Source organism: Chitinophaga sp. 9-1-y, assembly GCF_059511905.2.
Genome location: NZ_CM197955.1, coordinates 5,830,371 through 5,849,494 on the forward strand (window position 1 = coordinate 5,830,371; position 19,124 = coordinate 5,849,494).

At 44.8% G+C, this 19,124-nt stretch carries 17 protein-coding genes and 2 tRNA genes; 6 read left to right on the top strand and 13 right to left on the bottom strand.

Annotated features, from left to right (window positions below):
* Positions 1-51 precede the first annotated feature (51 nt).
* Positions 52-933, top strand: coding sequence for a phytanoyl-CoA dioxygenase family protein (locus AC5ZC7_RS22830; protein ID WP_496158725.1), 882 nt, complete (start codon positions 52-54; stop codon positions 931-933).
* Positions 934-943: 10 nt separating this feature from the next.
* The gene (locus AC5ZC7_RS22835; RefSeq protein WP_496158724.1) at positions 944-1,756 is read left to right on the top strand and encodes an SDR family NAD(P)-dependent oxidoreductase; all 813 of its coding nucleotides are present in this window, start codon (positions 944-946) and stop codon (positions 1,754-1,756) included.
* Positions 1,757-1,807: 51 nt separating this feature from the next.
* On the opposite strand, the gene AC5ZC7_RS22840 is transcribed toward AC5ZC7_RS22835, so the two are convergent.
* Positions 1,808-2,587: a DNA-formamidopyrimidine glycosylase family protein gene (locus AC5ZC7_RS22840; protein ID WP_496158723.1), complete on the bottom strand. Its 780-nt coding sequence runs from the start codon at positions 2,585-2,587 to the stop codon at positions 1,808-1,810.
* Between the two features lie 336 nt (positions 2,588-2,923).
* Between AC5ZC7_RS22840 and AC5ZC7_RS22845 the strand changes: the two genes are divergently transcribed.
* Complete coding sequence (locus tag AC5ZC7_RS22845) at positions 2,924-3,673, top strand: murein L,D-transpeptidase catalytic domain-containing protein (protein ID WP_496158722.1); 750 nt, start codon at positions 2,924-2,926, stop codon at positions 3,671-3,673.
* 1 nt (position 3,674) lies between these two features.
* Here AC5ZC7_RS22845 and AC5ZC7_RS22850 read toward each other — a convergent pair whose 3' ends face one another.
* From AC5ZC7_RS22850 to AC5ZC7_RS22885, 8 genes are all read right to left on the bottom strand, one after another.
* Entirely contained in the window at positions 3,675-5,240 is a 1,566-nt protein-coding gene (locus tag AC5ZC7_RS22850; protein WP_496158721.1) for a L,D-transpeptidase family protein, read from the bottom strand.
* Positions 5,241-5,403: 163 nt separating this feature from the next.
* On the bottom strand, positions 5,404-5,994 hold the full coding sequence (locus tag AC5ZC7_RS22855; RefSeq protein WP_496158720.1) for a hypothetical protein: 591 nt from the start codon (positions 5,992-5,994) through the stop codon (positions 5,404-5,406).
* A gap of 250 nt (positions 5,995-6,244) precedes the next feature.
* On the bottom strand, positions 6,245-8,785 hold the full coding sequence (locus tag AC5ZC7_RS22860) for a phosphocholine-specific phospholipase C (protein WP_496158719.1): 2,541 nt from the start codon (positions 8,783-8,785) through the stop codon (positions 6,245-6,247).
* A gap of 189 nt (positions 8,786-8,974) precedes the next feature.
* Positions 8,975-9,385, bottom strand: a complete 411-nt coding sequence (locus AC5ZC7_RS22865; RefSeq protein WP_496158718.1) for a hypothetical protein — start codon at positions 9,383-9,385, stop codon at positions 8,975-8,977.
* An 88-nt stretch (positions 9,386-9,473) separates the two neighbouring features.
* Entirely contained in the window at positions 9,474-10,601 is a 1,128-nt protein-coding gene (locus AC5ZC7_RS22870) for a hypothetical protein (protein WP_496158717.1), read from the bottom strand.
* A 68-nt stretch (positions 10,602-10,669) separates the two neighbouring features.
* Positions 10,670-12,478 carry an STN and carboxypeptidase regulatory-like domain-containing protein gene (locus AC5ZC7_RS22875; protein WP_511911272.1) on the bottom strand — a complete coding sequence of 603 codons (1,809 nt, stop codon included), beginning with the start codon at positions 12,476-12,478 and terminating at the stop codon, positions 10,670-10,672.
* 15 nt (positions 12,479-12,493) lie between these two features.
* Positions 12,494-13,474 carry a FecR domain-containing protein gene (locus AC5ZC7_RS22880; RefSeq protein WP_496158715.1) on the bottom strand — a complete coding sequence of 327 codons (981 nt, stop codon included), beginning with the start codon at positions 13,472-13,474 and terminating at the stop codon, positions 12,494-12,496.
* A gap of 10 nt (positions 13,475-13,484) precedes the next feature.
* On the bottom strand, positions 13,485-14,057 hold the full coding sequence (locus AC5ZC7_RS22885; protein ID WP_496158714.1) for an RNA polymerase sigma-70 factor: 573 nt from the start codon (positions 14,055-14,057) through the stop codon (positions 13,485-13,487).
* A gap of 278 nt (positions 14,058-14,335) precedes the next feature.
* On the opposite strand from AC5ZC7_RS22885, the gene AC5ZC7_RS22890 reads away from it, so the two are divergent.
* Positions 14,336-14,833 carry an OmpH family outer membrane protein gene (locus tag AC5ZC7_RS22890; protein ID WP_496158713.1) on the top strand — a complete coding sequence of 166 codons (498 nt, stop codon included), beginning with the start codon at positions 14,336-14,338 and terminating at the stop codon, positions 14,831-14,833.
* A gap of 139 nt (positions 14,834-14,972) precedes the next feature.
* On the opposite strand, the gene AC5ZC7_RS22895 is transcribed toward AC5ZC7_RS22890, so the two are convergent.
* Together AC5ZC7_RS22895 and AC5ZC7_RS22900 are read right to left on the bottom strand one after the other, a co-directional pair.
* Entirely contained in the window at positions 14,973-15,266 is a 294-nt protein-coding gene (locus AC5ZC7_RS22895) for a GNAT family N-acetyltransferase (protein WP_291916871.1), read from the bottom strand.
* A 179-nt stretch (positions 15,267-15,445) separates the two neighbouring features.
* Positions 15,446-16,318 carry an SMP-30/gluconolactonase/LRE family protein gene (locus tag AC5ZC7_RS22900; protein WP_496158712.1) on the bottom strand — a complete coding sequence of 291 codons (873 nt, stop codon included), beginning with the start codon at positions 16,316-16,318 and terminating at the stop codon, positions 15,446-15,448.
* Positions 16,319-16,434: 116 nt separating this feature from the next.
* On the opposite strand from AC5ZC7_RS22900, the gene AC5ZC7_RS22905 reads away from it, so the two are divergent.
* Both AC5ZC7_RS22905 and AC5ZC7_RS22910 read left to right on the top strand, forming a co-directional pair.
* On the top strand, positions 16,435-17,415 hold the full coding sequence (locus AC5ZC7_RS22905) for a DUF2157 domain-containing protein (protein WP_496158711.1): 981 nt from the start codon (positions 16,435-16,437) through the stop codon (positions 17,413-17,415).
* The gene (locus AC5ZC7_RS22910) at positions 17,402-18,565 is read left to right on the top strand and encodes a hypothetical protein (RefSeq protein WP_496158710.1); all 1,164 of its coding nucleotides are present in this window, start codon (positions 17,402-17,404) and stop codon (positions 18,563-18,565) included. The genes AC5ZC7_RS22905 and AC5ZC7_RS22910 overlap by 14 nt, the downstream gene beginning before the upstream one ends.
* Before the next feature lie 229 nt (positions 18,566-18,794).
* On the opposite strand, the gene AC5ZC7_RS22915 is transcribed toward AC5ZC7_RS22910, so the two are convergent.
* Positions 18,795-18,867 (bottom strand) — tRNA-Gly (locus tag AC5ZC7_RS22915).
* A 67-nt stretch (positions 18,868-18,934) separates the two neighbouring features.
* A tRNA-Gly gene (locus AC5ZC7_RS22920) sits at positions 18,935-19,010 on the bottom strand.
* Positions 19,011-19,124: the final 114 nt, after the last annotated feature.

A 19,124-nucleotide genomic window follows, 5' to 3' on the forward strand; every position in this document is an offset into this window, starting at 1 on the left:
CATTAATATCACCCAACTGTTTCTTTACTGTCAATTCAAAAATCTTCCGTCATGGAAACGAACAACCAACCCATTTTCCACCTCAATGAGGGGATCACTAACACGCATCTGGATTATTTCCGTAAATATGGTATTATCCAGTTTAAACATTTCCTGGATAAATCTGCCCTGTCACATATTCTGTCTGAAGTACAACAGGTACAGGAATTACTACTCCGCAACAATATTCAGAAAGTCAATGGCATTCCATTGAAATTTGGTACAGACGTGGACGGAAGTCCGCTGATACAACGCATTGCCTTTGCCTCTCACTACAGCAATACCTTACGCTCATTGCTGAAAGATCAACGGCTGCAATCACTCGTCGCCTTACTCGGCCCATACGACGGCAGAATAGGGGAGAACGAAAAAGATGGACTGGTCATTAATCATTATGTAAATGCTGCAGAAAGCCAGTTCAAACAACTGGGCTGGCACACCGATAGCCCGCGGGATCTCTTCCTTGGATCACGCATTCTGCCGATGCTGAATGTGGGTATTCACCTCGACAACTGCCCATTGGAAAATGGCGGTCTGCGGGTACTCCCCGGCACACATGAACAGGGATTGCTCAAATTATTATTTCGGAAAAAATACTTCATCGACAATAACCCCGATAAAAAAGAAGTGGGCTTTGATATTGAAGCAGGCGATCTCACGGTGCACGACGGCCGCCTGTGGCACCGGGTACAACAATCACCTTACACCGGCGAAAAGAGCCGCAGAAGAGTGATGTATATTCCCATCATCACCGGCGCCTATCAGCCTAAAACAGCCAGTAGCCCTACGCCTTTTTATCATAAACTGGCGCACCTCTATGGCAGCAAGCCGCAATGGGCCCATGCAAAAGCCCATACGGAAAGTCTCACCGGAGTAAACACACCATTACGCTAAAAAAATAACTATGTCATACGCACTCATTACCGGCGCCGCCAAAGGAATAGGAAAAGCCATTGCCGCACAATTGGCAGAACGTAACTACCAGCTACTGCTGGTTGACCTGGACGCTGCAGCACTCACTACTACTGCGGAAGCACTGTCGGCACAATATCACGTAAACGTACACACGCTGCACCAGGATCTCTCGCACCCCGATGCGCTACAGAAAGTAACCGCCTGGACCAGCACCTGGCACGATGAATTACAGGTAGTAGTGAATAACGCCGGTTATGGCATCAATGGCGCTTTTGAACAACTGACATTGGCAGAACAATTCAATATCATCGACGTAAATATCAAAGCACAGGTGGGCTTGTCTTATGCCTATATACCAGTGCTGCGGAAACACCCGAAAGCATATCTGCTGAACCTGGCCAGTACTACGGCTTATCAAACCGTGCCTTATCTCAATATCTACGCGGCTACCAAAGCCTTTGCGCTGTCGTTTACCCGTGGATTAAGACATGAGCTGAAGCATTCTCCTATATCCGTTAGCGCGCTCAGTCCGGGCAGTACCGATACCGATTTTGTGAACAGGGCACGTATGGGCGATTACACCCGCAACATCGCCCATCGCTTTAACATGACGGCGGAGTCTGTGGCTAAAATAGCGGTAGACGGCCTTTTTAAAGGAAAGGCCGAAATCATCCCCGGCTTCACCAATAAACTAAATGCATGGCTGCCTAAATTTTTCCCCAAAGCATTCGTGGAAAAAATTGCTGCCGGCATTTACGCACCCAAAGAAAAAACAACCGCTGCCATCGCATTAACTACCTGATATCTTGCCATAAAAAAAACCGGCATCGCTTTTAGCGATGCCGGTTCCTATTCAGGTATACAACACCTGTTCATCGGTGTAATACGTTTTTCTTCCCCCACCCGTATCCTTCAATATCTCTGCACCACCAGGACTTTCAGTTAGTTTCGACGAATGCACCAGCATAAAATCCCTGATCTCCCCGTGAATAATATCCGGATTACTTTTCAGGATCTTCTTCTCCGCACCCTCCAGGATTTTTTTAATGGATGTAAACAACGTCTTCACCGCTGCGGCAGGAATCTTATTACAAACAGAAAAAGGCGAAATGCGGGCATCCCATAAAATATCGTCCGCATATGCATTACCAATACCCAATACATTATGCTGATCCAGCAGGTATTTTTTTATGGTCACTTTCTTTTTACCAAGCTGCGTTTCCAGGTAGCTTTCCGTAAATTCCTTTGATAACGCATCCGGTGCCGTTTTCTCCTCCGGATCCAGGAAAACATTGGCAGCAGCCTGGAAATCTGCCAAAGCCAAACCAGTGCCATCTCCAAATAACATTTCCACAATGGTATACTTCTCTGTATTTTTTTGCTGGAAGAAGTACAACTTGCCATGGAGCATTAAATGCATCCCTAATACATGCCCATTCTTAAATATAAAATGTAATTCTTTTCCCACCCGGCGTATATGCTCCAGTGTTTGTCCCTCCAGTGCTTCCTGCAATGCCGCTGGTGTGGCATGCAATTTTTTGGCGTTCACCACCGTCAACGACTTCAGTTTTTTATGTAAAAGCGCTTTTTCCAGGTTATGGCGAAAAGCCTGCAGATCAGGTAACTCAGGCATAAAATTTTCTTTTGTGAAAAATTACTGATAATGGCGCAAATAATAAAGGGCCGGTAACAGTAACCGACCCATTTTTTTATGGCAGTTTTCCTTTTTACAAAACAGTACATCAAAGATAAACCCCATAACATAGCCCTCTTTGCCGATATTGTCCATTCATTAACCCCATTTGCCACTTATATACATTTTTCATGTATGTGAACAGGTTGTTAAAAATATGTCCACAGCGAACTCTGGCTATTTCCCCGGGCACTTTCTTCTCGTTAAAAACGTTAATTTCGTCACCTATGCCTTTTCAATAATTTTTACCATCAACAAAAACATTACGGCGTGAACATGAATTGGAAGAAAGCGATTAAACCGTTAATTTTTATTGTAACGATTTGCATTTTTGCATTTTTATTTACCACTCTTACAACAGCTGAAAATCCCGGCAAAAAGCCGCTACCTATCGGTGCAATTCTTAAAACGGACTCCACACAGGAAGTAAGCTTATACGACAACATGCGGCTCGACTCTGCAGGGCTTTCCAGGGAAGCTTTCGACAAAGCACTTAGAGGATTCCAGCACCTGGAAGAATTGGGCCGGATTAAAAATCCTGATGTTATTTCCATCATCGACTTCTCCCTGCCCAGTACCAAAAAACGCTTATTCGTAATAGATCTCAAAAACAAGCTATTACTTTTTAATACCCTGGTATCACATGGCCGGAATTCCGGGAAGGATATCGCCAACACCTTCTCCAACAAGATGAATAGCTTTAAAAGCAGTTTAGGCTTTTACGTTACCGGCGACACTTACACCGGGGAACACGGCTACTCGCTGCGTTTGGAAGGAGAAGAGGCGGGCATCAACGACAATGCACTCAGCAGAGGAATTGTCATGCATAGTGCAGATTATGTAAACGAAAGTCTCGCAAAAGTACAAGGCTACATTGGCCGCAGCCTCGGTTGTCCGGCTATCCCGGAAAACATTCACCGTAAAGTAATTGAACGCATCAGAAACGGTACCTGCCTGTTTTTATACAGCCCGGATAAATACTATTCCTTACATACAAAAATCCTGGGCAAAAACACTGCATCCTGATTTATTTAAACAGCTTTTGGTTGAAAACAGCATCGTGTCCATACACATCGGGCGCGAAGTATAGTTGCCCGTCCGTACGCCAGGTGGTAAAGTAAGTAATGATCACCGGCACCGGATGCTTTACTGCCACAAATTTTTGCTTACCGCTGTTCATGGCACTATCTATTTTTTCGTTGGTCCATTGCGGTGAGTCTTCCAAAACAAACTGCGCCATTTTCACCGGGTCCTTCAGCCGGATACACCCATGACTGTAAGCGCGGTTATCGCGGTTAAACAGCCCCTTTTCCGGCGTATCATGGAAGTAGATATGGTAACTGTTCGGAAACAGGAATTTCACCCGTCCCAGTGCATTATGCGCGCCCGGTAATTGCCGGATCACCGGCAGGCCATTAGCCGTTCCTGTCACCTCCATATGTTTGGCTGCCAGGTAATGCTTATTCCGGGCTATCGCCGGTAATATTTCCTTTCTCACAATACTGCGGGGAATATTCCAGTAAGGACTAAATACCACCTGGTTCAATTCGCCCGAAAACATGGTAGTGCTATGCCCTTCTTTCCCTACCACAATATCCATATCAAACAAATGCTGCCCACCATTGGTGACATGGAGTTTAAACGCCGGAATATTTACCACAATTAATTTTCCTCCAGGCGTTTCCGGCATCCATTTTATTCGTTCCATATTTACCAGTAGTTGCTGTAAACGGGCTTCAGCAGGTATATTCAGGGCATGGATAACGGTATCATTCAACACGCCATTTTGCGTATATCCATGGCTGTTACGGAAGCGGTTAACGGCGGTTTCCAGTTCATCCGTAAACAACGCACTACTATCGTTCGTTGTCAATTCGCCGGTGATAAACAGCCGTTTTTTTACAAGTATAATTTCGGGAGATGACTGACCTTTCTTTAACCCCTTTTTTACTTCGGGAACCGGCACCCAGCCACCGTTACCAACATATTCCCTGTAAGTTTTGAGTGGCGCCTTCATCACGGCTATCGCGGGAAACAGGCGGCTGCTTGTTTGTAACATAGAATCGGCCAACGCCGTCACCTGGTATCGTTGTGTAGGAATCATATGTTCCAGCTGTTCAATGCTGCCGTTCTTTTCCCGGAAGTAATTAACCAGCCGCCAGGTAAGCTGTAATTCGGTACTGATCATCTGTCGATCCGATGCCTTAATGTCCAGGCTATCTTCTTCCATTAAATCATCCAGTCGCCGGTCCAGCGATTTATTGCTAATACTGTCTTTACTGTAATTGTATAAGCTGCGGAAAGCCGCGGCCTGCTCTACCAGTCCGTGGCTGTCGAGCCAGGCAAACTCATAATTGCGGGCATTGTAAAAACTACGCATACGCACGGCAAGGGTATCATCCAGTTGATGCGTGGCAATAAATTGTGCGACTGTAGTACTATCCAGGAATAAATCATTGTAAGCATTTTCTGGGGTAATGCTGTTGTTCCGCGGGGTAATATCCTGACCGTTACCGGAGTTAACCGGGGAAGAAGGGCTACCGCAACCCCACAGCACCCCTGTCACCAACGCCATCCATAATAAGCTTCTCATACCTGCTTTATATCAAAAGAAAAGCCGGAACAATAAACAGCCTCCACGTTGTGCCTGCACACTTATTACGTAGCCCTATGGGAACAAACTGTGCATATAGGGCAACAAAAAGCCCCCGCCATTAATGGAGGAGGCCTTTTTCTATCGTTGTGAATAATTAAAACTAGTCTTTCAAACCCAGGTATTGCTGTACCGACTTGTAATCCTTCCAGTTTACGCCGTTGCTGCTGCGTGCTGCCACACCACCCGGTACCAGCACATAGCGGTATTGAGCTCTTTTTTTACCACTGACAGTGTAGGTACTTACATCACCATTAGAAGATAGTTCAATCCCATTTTCAAATGATACAAACTTAATATACAATCCACTCGGTTCACTATATGGAATAGATGCTATAACGGGATTATCGGCAACACTTAGGTTCACATATACATATACCAGCCCCTTGGAGAGAATATCTTTGGTAAGTTTAGGCGCATTAATGTCAGCGTAATATCCTAAAGTATCTATACCAACAGAGGTGTGAATGGTGTCTGGTAGATAGGCTACATCGAGCCAACCGGAATAAATCACATTGGCAACACCAGTGTCTCCTTTAGGACCGTTGGCGCCATTAGCACCATTAGCGCCGTTAGCCCCCGCAGGGCCAGCCGGGCCGGCAGGGCCTTGTGCTCCATCTTTGGAACATGCAGCAAAAGCTAGTATAGCAGCCAGTAAAAACAGATAAGGCAGGCGACAGTGATTGCGTTTCATAAAGGAAAGATTTTGGGTGATTTAATATAATTAATTTATGAGGTAATACAAGGCAAACGGGATCAATTAACACTATAGTCAATATACAAAAAAACAAATAACAAAAATCCAATAATTTAGTTCAATTGGCTATTCATAAGCGGATAACTTTGGGGGGACCGCTGTTTGCAAAAATGCAGCAAAGACCATCGTTGATGATCTCTGCTGCATTTTGACTAAAAGCTAACGGCTAATGGCTAAAAGCGCTCTGCTATACTCTCCCCATTACCGGGTCGCTGAAACTTTCTTTACCAGTTTCTACCCTGCCGGCATAGCGCTGTTCAAAAGAACCACTGCCAGCCACTTTCAGGGAGAAGTCGTACCAGCCATGGCTCTTAGATAAATCTATTACCAGGGTAGCTTCCGTACGTGGCGCTACTGTTTTATGCAGCGTGCCTTTGTGATAACCCTGGTCCTCAATACTGAAAGCGGCAGCTTTGCTACCATGGTTAATCAGCTTTAATTCTACACTACCAGTGAGTTTTCTGCTGTTGGTTAAGCTCTTCTGATAGCCACACTGTATCTCTACCTGCGGATCATTGGCATCTCCTGCAAACTCCCTGTAAAAGCCATTAGGCCCGTATACCCGGAGATGATAGTGGGCATCTTCAAAAGAGGCCAGCGGCCAGGTATCTTTCAGTTTATCCGCCGGTTTCACGGCATAAGACCAGGTTCTTACCGCTTCCATAGTTTGGGTATCTTCCTGCAGATACTTTCCTGGTGCATATACATTAAACGGTGAACCAGCCGCCTGGTTGCCAAATACTTTATTGCCCGCTTCAAAGCTGATTTCAAACGATTTTTTGTCTGCGCTCAGCTTCCCCCCTACATACAACTCATAAGGCAACGCATTGGACACGCGTACACCTTTCTCCTGCTGCGCCATCCAGGTGGAGCCGGCAGGATCGGTATTGATCTTCGCAATTTCTTCAGCTGTCAGCACTTTAAAGCCATCCGGCAGCTTCTTGAATTTTGCGTTGTATATCATTTCCACAAACTCGTTTCTTTCCGGGAAAGGCACGGTGATTTTCTCTCCGTTAAATGGCCGGAACACAGAGGTTAAGTCGCTACATACTGTACGACGCCATTCAGAAATATTGGTTTCTTTAATCGCCTTACCAGTTTTATGCTGCAGGAATTTCTCCATCAGTTGCAGAATAGAGGTGTGATCACATACCTGCGAATTCACATACCCACCCCTGCTCCAGGGAGATGCAATCACCAACGGTACCCGATAACCCAGTCCTATCGGACTTTCGTGGATTTCATCTGCACCCAGGTATTTCTTGGCCTGCTCTTCTTCTTTGGTTACATACTCTATACCGGTATCAATGCCCGCCGATACCTTTCCGGTGCCCGGTTTATGCGGTGCGGTGAACGGCGGCACGTGGTCGAAGTACCCATCGTTTTCATCGTAGCACAGAATGAAAATGGTTTTCTTCCATACTTCTTCCTTCTTTGTTAATATATCCAATACTTCAGACACGTACCAGGCGCCATACCAGGGCGACCCTGGGTGATCAGAAAACTCGCCGGGAGCTACCAGCCAGGAGATGGTAGGCAGCTTGCCTTCATTTACATCCGTTCTGAACTGATGTAAGATGTCTCCTTTCGGCACCTGTACGGTTCTTTCAGTGTTCCCATCTTTATACGTCAGCGCCTCCAGTTCATGATAGTTTGGATCCGCGATATTACTTGTAAATGCTTTATTGTGGAGGTTTTGCGCGCGCTGCGATAATTTCGCAAAATTAGCAGCAGTGAATTGTGCAGCATCACTCTTGGTTTTCTCCAGCGATGCTTTCAGATGTTCCAGCTTCTTTTGCACCTTTTCTTTCTCCTTAGCCACCGTAGTTGCTGCTAATACGGCTTCCAGGTCTGTTATCTCCGCTGGCATCTCTTTCAGTCTTCTTTGCAGGTAACCGATATGCCCTGCTGCAAAGCGTACATTGAACGCAGCAAACCATTCTATAGGATTATCGGTAAAGTTAGCCAGCATCCCATCTTTCTCTCCTTCCAATCCGGCTGCACTGATTTCGTTCTGGTATATTCTCCAGGAAACGCCGTTATCTTCCAGGCGCTCAGGGAATGCGGTCCAATGCGCCTCACTGCCATAATCCACGTCTTCATTCCATACGTTAGCCCTGGAGTTGGCATTTTGCTCGCTACGCAAGGTGCCCGTCCACAAATACAGGCGGTTAGGCGTGGTACCGGTGAGGGAAGAACAGAAGTTCTGGTCACAAACGGTAAAAGCATCTGCCAGTGAATAATAAAACGGAATATCTTCCCGGTTGTAGTAACCTAATGTAAGCGGCATCGGCGCCCAGTCTTTATTACCGGATTGCTTTACCAGCAGCCATTTATCGTATTTACCCTGGTTGCGGGCCATTACCTGGTTACCCCAGGAATGTGGCAAACTGCTCATCCAGGTAGCCTTGGTATCTTTCAAATTCAGGCGGAAAGGTGCAAACGTTTCGCCTTTGGCATTGCTTTGCAACCAAACCAGGTTCTTATTGGGCAGTTGAATGGCCCGTGGATCATTATAGCCACGAACACCACGCAAAGAGCCATAACAGTGGTCAAAGGAACGGTTTTCCTGCATGAGCACCACAATATGCTCTGCATCCAGGAACGTAGTACCAGGCTTGGGATCTATGGCCATTGCCCGCTGAATGGAAGCCGGCAAGGCACTGAATACGCCGGCAGCACCGGATAAAAAGGCCGCCTTCTTAATAAAATCTCTTCTGTTATCCATTAATAGTTGATTTTTTCATGTACACTGATAAATAGCGTTGACGGGAAAAGCGGAAAATAGTAAAAATCTCCGGCCAGTCATAACTAACTGTGAGGAATGGTAGTTATGTTATTGTTACTGGATAAATAAAAAAGGCCCCCCCGCTAAAAGCGGGGGAGCCCCTGTATATATGTTGAGTAATGGTAAAGCTTATTGAACAGAAGGTATCAGCACTATTTTCAGCAATACTTTGGTTGTCGGCTTCTGTGGCGCGGCCCCATTGATTCCCTTAATATCTATTTCCACCTGCTTGTAATCATAAATGACGAAATAAGCCTGGTTGCCGAATGAGTGTGGCATCAACTCATATGAATCTGGTATGTTACTGTTGGAATAACGGCCAAGAGATACTACCACCCCGTCGGTTTGGTTTACATTATTCAATTCCGGAACATCCGCTACATAGTAGTAAAAGTTTCCACTTGCATCATACTTCCAATCAGCCACTTCAATAGGCTGGAGTATTGTTTTATTGGGTATTACAACCTCATTTGTAGTTTTGGTGCACCCTGTAAAAACGAACACCAGTAGCACCAACGGAAGGTATAACCATGTTTTCATATGAGACGATTTTGAGATGATTATCCAAATACAATGCCATAATACCTAACAGGCTATTATTCCCCATAATGAGGTCGGGAACAGGTGTCTACAACCTCACCTGTACCCCGCCCACAGCGCCTATGTATATAGCGTGAAAACGATCGTGGCGTACATGCTCTGACCAGATGTAATGACCTACAAAATCTGATCCTACCCCATCTTCTGTTTCAAGATAATTAAAAGTAGGACCGGCAAATAATTCAACCCTTCCAAAGCTATATGCGGCGTAAGCACCTAAGGATGCCCGGTTATAGTATCCCTTCTTAAATGCTGTCATCACGGTATGGGTAGCTTCTACATTTACGCGGAAATGAGGGAAAATTTGGGGTGTATGTACACCAATACCAGCCTGCAAGGCATATATCGGATCTGGGTTATTCTTCAGGTTATATCCTAACCCCAGGATACCATACAGTACACGGCCGCCTGATTTGAAAGATGCTATCATAGTGGCCGTTTCATCGATAGTCAGTCCCACTTGCTTTTCTCCGCCCTTCACAATATTGATGATACCAATGGGACAGTCATTGCTATCTGCTATGTTGATAAAACCTACCTGTACGCCCTTCACCTTTCTGGCTACGTTGAGGAATCCACCAATCTGCGTATTTACTTCAGTAGCCTTGTTCATAAAACCGGCTATCTGCACATCTGCTTTACCGGAGAAATTGCCGAATCCGGCCACCTGCGCCTGGGTGTTGTTACGGGCTGTATTCATAAAACCAGCGATCTGGGTGCCTTCCGCATCACCTTTCACATAGTTCGCATAACCAGCAGCCTGGAAGCCTTTCATACTCCCGTCCAGGTTCATAAATCCGGCTATCTGCGATCCACTGGTATTATTTTTTACCTGGTTCATAAAGCCGGCAAATTGCGCGCTGCGGGTAGCACTACCAATATGATTAGAAAAACCTGCTACCTGCAGGCGGGTAGCACTGTCTTTAATAATATTGGATATACCGGCAACAGCTACGCCTGTTTCTGCCTTGGATACACCAGCAATGATATTTAAAGAAAAATGATTGGTATAGGCGGCAGCATTTTTACCGTTACTGCTCAATGGGTAAACAAGTCCGACATGTGCAGGAGCACTCTGCGCAAATATAATATTGGCATAGGTTACAAAGGCAATCACTATTACAATAATCCGACGGCTAAAGTAGTTTGTTCTCATGTTGTGTAATTATTTCGTATAGAATTACGACACGTTGAGAAACATCTACCCCTACGCAAAAAATGAAATTAAAAAATACTGATGCCCGCCTGCCAGCCCAGCCATCCTCTGGCGTCGCCCATATTAAAGGAAGGATAATGTGCCCCAAAGTCAATATAGTGGCGGTTCGGATCTATCTTATTCTCGTAATCAGGTACCGCAATAGACAATGCCGGTCCTGCAAATACCGTGATATGTTTGTTCAATATGACGTTGAGGGAGGGCTGCAAACGAAATATTTTCGTATTATGATTCCAGGTGCCTTGAAACGTATTTTGCCCGGTAGCTTCCACCATTACCGACCACACTTTATTAAACGGAATAATCTTTCCGATACCGTATCCAATAGACCACGCATGGTGGTTTTCTCCCGTACCAAACCCTCCCAGCAAAATGCTGTATAACTCCGTACGGCCAGCTTTCCAGGCGATATTGTATGGCAATACATCTGTACTGTATAACACTATTTTTTTATATCCTCTGCGCACAAAATTGAAAAGACCAATGCTATAACCTGTTGAGGTATCTGCAATATTCACCAGACCGATCTGCACACCATCCATTTGTTTGGCATAGTTAAAAATCGAGGATAACTGTAGCCCCTTCATCGAACCGTGACTGATATTTCCTATCTCGGAAATTTGTGCACCAGACACATTTTTTTTGGTATAATTAAGGATCCCACTCACCTGCAAGCCTTCCATATTGCCCCCTGCATAAGCCACTATACCGCTCGCCTGCAAACCGCCTACATCTCCCCGGGTAGAGGATACTATTCCTGCTACCTGTGCACCACTTGCATTACCATATACCTGGCCTACGACGCCACTCACCTGCATGCCTTTCAAACTACCTTCAGTGATATTGCTTACACCTGCCATCTGCGCACCTATCATGGAATCCAGCACATTGTTGTGTACTCCGGCGATCTGTGCTCCCCGCGTTTTTCCTCCCACGATATTTACCACACCAGCTACCTGACAACTCTGCATATCATTTTTCACGATGTTGAAAACCGTTCCCATTTCAAATCCATCTACACCGGCAGTATAGCCACCCAATACGTTGACAGAAAATTTATTGACTACCTGTCCGCTCATACGCCCATGTGAGCCCAACCCGGGTGTAAGCGATACCTGGTAAGGTTTATCGGCAAAGAAAGAACCGATGTTCAAACTGGTTAGTTTCTGCCGTGATGATAAAAACACTTTGGCAAACCAGGTTTTGTCTACCCGTGAATGCCCCGTAATATCAACTGTTTTAAGCTGGTAAGTAGTGGGAGAAATACTAACGGCTACTTCCTGATCCTGGCCGTTAAGCAATAGCAAAGAAGTATCTGCATACAGGTCCTTACTAACGCTGATGGCTGCGGTAGGATATTTATCCTTTAACCGCAGCCTGAAATAACCATCGTTATTAGTGAGTGTAGATATGAGTTGCTGTCGTTCATAGACGCTGGCATTGGGTAGCCGTTGTCCCGTTTTTCTATCCGTGACAAACCCCGTGATCACGTAATACGACGCGGTGGAGTTTTTCTTTAACAGAATAATATAGTTACCTGATTCTTTATATTGATAATCTCCGGAGAACAACATATCCAGTACCTGCCTGACTGTTTTCTTTTTTGCTGAAATGGTAACCAGGCTATCCTGTGGAAGAATGGTTGTTAAATACGAGAAATAAAAACCTCCTTGTTTACTGATCGAATTAAGTACCGCTGAAAGTGGCTGTTGGCTTGCCTCTATACTCACTGTTTTATTCAACAGGTTTTGTGCAGCTACCGACATCGAAAAAACACATCCTAAAAATAAAGCTAACAAATGCTTAGATAGTAACATACGGAACGAAGGCTATTATTTCAATATTATTTGTGACCCATTTTTCTCCACATTAATCTCATAAGTAAGCCCGATTACCTGTAAAGTGCTATCCAGCGAACTGTTGGTAAAGGTAGAATTAATCTGCAAATCCCGCTTTTTATTATCTGCAATAACAATGTTTACATCGTATGCTTCGTTTAATATTTCTACCAGTTTCCAAAGCGGCGTGTTATTACAAACAAAAGTTTGTGTACGGTAATAGTTATACAGCTCATCAGTATTACTTTGCTTGCTGGGAGCGGTTTGATCCGCGGTGATGATAGCTTTTTCATGTTGTTTGAGCTGCACGCTGTTGTTGTTTTTCGTCACTTCCACGGCGCCACTTTCTACAATCACCTCGGTTTTACCATTCACACTTTTCACATTGAAAGAAGTTCCCAGCACTTTCACGGTTACGTCATTCACCTTGAGTACAAAAGGTTTTCCGGGATCCTGCGCTACGTTAAAAAATGCTTCTCCTTCCAGTTTTACCTGCCGCTCTTTCTTGAAAATGGCCGCATATTCAATAGTAGATTGCTTATTCAGCGTCACCTGTGATCCATCTGGTAGTATTTCCTGTTTGATTTGCTGTCCGGAACTGACAATCATGGGTGATGTGTTCCGGTTCGACTGGTACAGGAACCCCGCGATGCTCAGCACCACCACCACTATGGCGGCGATACGTAAAATAGGTTTCCAGCTGATCCCAGTATCCAGTTGTACGATGCGGGTAGTATGTTCGTTGGTGCCTACCCGTTGCTGAAAGCGCGACCAGGCATCATTTTCATTCACGGTGCTTACAGCTGCCAGTTTCTTACTTTCTGTCCAGATCAGGCGGAAATGTTCAAAATAACGTTGGTGGTCTTCTTTTTCTGTGAGCCATGCAGCTACAGCTGCCTTTTCAGCAGGAGTAGTAATTTCCAGCAGGTATTTTACCAGGAGGTCGTCGTTTATATGCTCTGATTGTTTTTTCACTTATGCACTTTTACAGGTGGAGCAAAATTAATAACAAGGGCAGAAAATCTACCAGGTTGAGTCGTAATAAGCGCAAAGCTTTGCCCATCTGATTTTCCACAGTTTTTATAGAGATATCCAGGCGATCCGCTATTTCCTGGTATTTTAATTCTTCGAAGCGGCTCAATTGAAAAACGGTACGACACTTTTCTGGTAATGCCATCAAAGCCGCCTCCAGTTTCTCTTCCAGTTCCCGCAACATTACTTTTCCGGATGCATTGCCGGTACTTTGATCATTGCTCATCTGATATTTTGTATGTGCCTGATGTGTGGCTTTCACTTTCTGATGCCGCAGATAATTAATGCATTCATGGTATACGGCCCTATAAAGGTATCCTGAAACAGATTGCTTTATTTTGATGTCACCTGATTTCTCCCATAATTTGCAAAAGACATTCTGCACCATTTCCTCCGCCATGACTTCATCTTTTAATAAAGTACAGGCATAAGAATGCAAGCCTTTAAAATGCGTTTTAAAAACCTGTTCAAATGTTAATGAGTTATCGATCTCCGGTACTGCAGTACCCGGACTTGTAAATTCCATGCTTAGGGTTTGATATCTAACGTCAAATATAATTCCTTCTGCCAATTGAACTGATTTATTATACGACACCATGAAGGACTCCTACCCCTACGGAGGAGGAGATTTTTTTGGGAATTAGTTGAAAAAGAAGGTCTGATGTCGGGGTTTTCCGGGGTGAACCAATTAATACTCAATCGTTTGATGTATATCTAAACTTTTCTAGTCACTTTAACATTACATTATATTCATTTTAAAGAATATTTCACAACTGGACGATTAATATTGTAAAAATTATCCCGATGAAATTTATCTGTACACTTTGCCTGCTACTGTTTGGAAGCACTGTCCTCTTCGCCCAATCCAAAACGGGTTACATTAATTTTCAACAAATGATTGGTTTGATGCCGGAAAGTAAACAGGCCAATGATACCCTGAATGTACTCCAGGAGAAACTGAACCAGGAAGGCCAACAATTGCTGGAAGAATATAGTAAGAAAGTAAAGGAACTGGATAGCGTAGGTAATATGAGCCCTGCGATGGTGGATGTAAAAAGTGCGGAACTGAAATCTGCACAAGCCAGCATACAGCGTTACAGGCAAATGTCAGAGCAAACAATGTCTGCCAGGGAGCAGGAATTGCTCACACCTATATTAGATAAAGCTAAAAAGATATTAAAGGCGGTAGCTAACGAAAAGGGCTACACGCTGGTGATTGATAACTCCAGAGACGCGGTGTTGGTATCCGCAGAAACCGACGATCTGATGCCAGCAGTGAAAGTGAAGATGGGCATCAAATAAACAGGCATTTGGCTATTTAGTTATTTAGTTATTTGACCGGTGTAAATATTTGATATCACTTCCGCCATTCTAATTGATACCTTTTGTTTATGGCCGGCAAATAATTAAATAACTAAATGTCAAATGTGGTTGTAAAGAACTATATATGTAAACCGTGCGCCAGCAATGTTTTCCACTGCGGGTTACTGCGTACAAATTCTGCTACTTTTTTGCTGGAAGGAACCATGCGAATATTCTGCGCAGAAATTTCCTCCATTACTTTTCCTAACATCATTGGTAACACGCCTTGCTTTTCCAATACCGGCGGCACTTCTGCACCCGTCAGGAAAATACGGCTACCATTTTTCTCGTAAATCACTTTAGCCATTTGTCCGGCAATATGCGCCTCAAACTGTCTGGCTTCTTTGTTGTCAATAATTTTAAAATCCTTCATGATCATAATTATTTTTACACGATGTTTCTAGCGGTGGTATACTAAGGAAAGTATCTTAAGCAAAAGGGAAGTTGATAGATAGCATGATTGGTATTAAAATACCCTAAAAAAGCCCATTCCGCCTGCAAATATACTAATATTTTAGCAGAAAACCGTGAAACATCAATATGTATAAATAATTAATACTTAAAGTAGTTGGCTGGCAAGCCTTTAACAGGAAGTCTAACGTGAAACACACTACCACTCAATGGGAATTCCGCTATTTGTGCCGCTGTCATATGCTCCCGTGCGGTAGTAATTAACAGCTCATCCATCTCCGCCCCACCAAAAGCACAGGAAGAAACATTCGGCGCCGGTACCGGCACCTTCCCCAATAACTCCCCGGTTTGCGGATCCCAGCAGTATACCCCGGCGCCACCCCATTGCGCAATCCACAGCATGCCATTGCTATCTATCGCCATACCATCGGGGTTGCCTAATCCAGCCGGAATATGAATAGCTACCCGCGTAAAGGCAATATTGCCTGTAGCCGCATCATAGCTGAATTCCTGTACGGTTGAGGTATACGTGTCGTTATAATACATTTTATCTCCTTTCCACACCAGGCCATTGGAAATTGTTACACCTGCCAGCTTTACTTCCGGCGGCTCCTGGCCGGTAATGCAATACAACATCCCCGTGCCCTCTTCCACCGGCATCTGCATGGCGCCTATCCAAAAGCGCCCCACAGGATCACATTTGCCATCATTACAACGCATATTGCTCCTTTGATCCAATACCACCAGTAAAGGCCCTACTCCCATCTCCGGAGAAAAAAAAGCAATGCCGTCTTTCAGCGCTACCAATAACTCATTGCGACCAGCTACCGGCACCAGGGCACTCACATAGGTACCCACATCAAATGCTTGCTGCTGCCCATTCGCATCTCTCATATAAATAGTATGCCCGTATATATCTACCCAGCACCAACAATTTCTTTCGGGCCACCAACAGGGACCTTCACCCAACTCACTTGTTAAGGGCGATAATAATACCGGTTCGTATGTCTTCATAACATGTGTTTTAATCATGGATGCCTCCACGCCCACACCCAATATATACTTTTGTGCGCTGATATTGTATATTGCAGCCTTAATCATTGTTAATTTCCTGTTCTTTAACTCCTGCTATGAACATAAAAGTTTTTGAGCAACTTCACAAAGAAGGGCTGATAAATGACACCTCCCTTACCGCTGTAAAAACCACTGAGCAACAACGACTGTTCTCCCTCCATTGGGAAATCAAAACCCTGTTATACCTCGGCGTATTGCTGCTCAGCGGAGGCCTCGGCATCCTGATTTATAAAAATATTGATACCATCGGCCACCAGGTCATCCTGTTAATCATTGGCGTCATTTGCGCAGGTTGTTTTAGTTATTGTATCCGCCAGAAAAAACCTTTCTCGTGGCAACAGGTTGCCTCCCCCAATGCGTTTTTCGATTATGCGTTACTGTTAGGCTGTCTCACGTTCGTTACTTTTATTGGCTACCTGCAATTTCAATACACGGCATTCGGCACCGCTTATGGCCTCGCTACGTTTATCCCGCTGGCAGTACTCGCCATCAGCGCTTATTACTTCGATCACCTCGGCGTATTGTCTATGGCGATTACCAACCTCGCCGCCTGGATGGGTATTGCGCTAACACCCGCACAAATATTAGCAGACAATGATTTCGGCAACGACCGCATCGTATACACAGGCGTGGTATTAGGCATCTTCCTGTTGATACTCGCATTGATATCTTCCAAAAAAAATCTTAAAAAACATTTCGCCTTTACTTATCAAAATTTCGGCGCGCATATCTTTTACATTGCCTGCATAGCCGGTATCTGCATATTTGATTCGGCCCACATATGGTGGTTCCTGTTTATGAGCGCCGTTGCTGCTTTCATATACCTGCAAGCTTTCCGGGAACGCTCTTTTTATTTTGTGCTCATCACGGTACTATATATCTATGCGGCCTTTTCGATTGTATTTTTCCGTATACTATTCAAAGGGTCGAATATTGAGCAAGTGTATACCGCCTTCTTCTACGTTATCGGATCCGCTATTGGTGTGATTTTACTATTGATTAACCTCAACAAAAGAATTAAAAATGCTGGCGTATAAATCTCAAACCCTCGACAACCTTCATATACAGGAAGAAGCAGCGAAAGCCTTACGTAAAGACTGTATCGACGCGCCTACCTATAAAGCCATTGAAGCGGCACATCCGGTAAATTTTTATACCCCCAATCCGGTTATAAAAATCGGGCTGTTTATACTCACCCTGGTGATTGTTACTTTTTCGCTGGGGCTCCTTACCTTACTGATGCTGGATGCATTGAATCACAAGGAAAGCTTTACAGGTCTCTGCATTTTTGCGGGCCTGTGCTGTTATGCGATGCTTGAATTATTTATTGCCAATAAAAAACTATTCCGTGCAGGCGTAGATGATGGGCTGCTATGGTGTGCTACGGGGCTGTTTATTTCCAGCCTGGCCATGTATGATAATGTAAGTACCACCTCCTGGTGTGCCATTACTTTAGTGGTGACCCTGCTGGCTACACTACGGTTTGCAGATATGGTGATGGCAGGCGTAGCCTTTCTCGCCTTCCTGGGGCTTATTTTCAGCCTCCTGGTGGAAATGGGGCCGGTAGCTAAAACCGTGGTTCCCTTTGTTGTCATGGCACTTTCATTGGGAGTTTATTTTGTGGTAAGAAGAGGTATGCAGCAAAACGCACTCCGGCACTACCAGCATTGCCTGACAGTGATAGCTGTACTCTCTTTACTCACCTTTTACCTGGCCGGCAATTACTTTGTAGTCAGGGAAGTAAGTAATACGATGTTTGACCTGGATCTAAAAGAGGGACAATCTATACCCGGCGCTGCATTCTTCTGGATTTGCACTGTCATCATCCCCATTGGCTACGGCTACCTGGGCATTCGTAAAAAAGATGCCATCCTGTTACGTACCGGTATGGTGCTATTAGCGGCCATTGTATTCACCGTACGGTATTACCATCACGTGATGCCACTGGAAGCCGCCATGGTAGTAGGCGGGCTCATACTCACCGTAGGGGCCTGGGCGTTGATTCGTTACCTGCAAACACCGCGTCACGGCTTCACCTATGTAGAAGCGGATGAGCCTTCGCTGGCAGATAAACTGAAACTGGAATCATTGATCATTGCACAAACATATGTTCCCGGTGCCCCTAAACCCGATATGGATTTTGGCGGCGGCAGCGGCGGTGGTGGCGGAGCCAGCGGCGATTATTAATGGGGAGATTGTCTTTTTCAGGATTATACTGATTATACTGATTTTTATTGCTGATTTTGGCAGATTATAAAAGATAAGGGAAGAGGAAAGCGAATATATCCGCATTCATCTTCCCTTATCTTTTATAATCAAAAAAGTAAAAATCAGTATAATCAGTATAATCCTGGGAAAGACAAAGCTCGCATATGGGCATAAAAAAGCCTGACTGAATAATCAGTCAGGCTTAAAGAGCGAAAGACCGGGCTCGAACCGGCCACCCCGACCTTGGCAAGGTCGTGCTCTACCAAATGAGCTACTTTCGCAGAGGTATTAAGAACTTTGGGAGGATATTACTCCACATGACAGGCATGCGTTTTATGATCCTTTTATTGGAGCGAAAGACCGGGCTCGAACCGGCCACCCCGACCTTGGCAAGGTCGTGCTCTACCAAATGAGCTACTTTCGCAGGTATTAAAAACTTTGTTAGTTTAAAGAACTTTTCCCTTCGATACGCATTCTTTCGTTTGCTTTGCCCCGTGGCGTTTTCGTTGGGATTGCAAAGATAGGAAACGGACTGAAA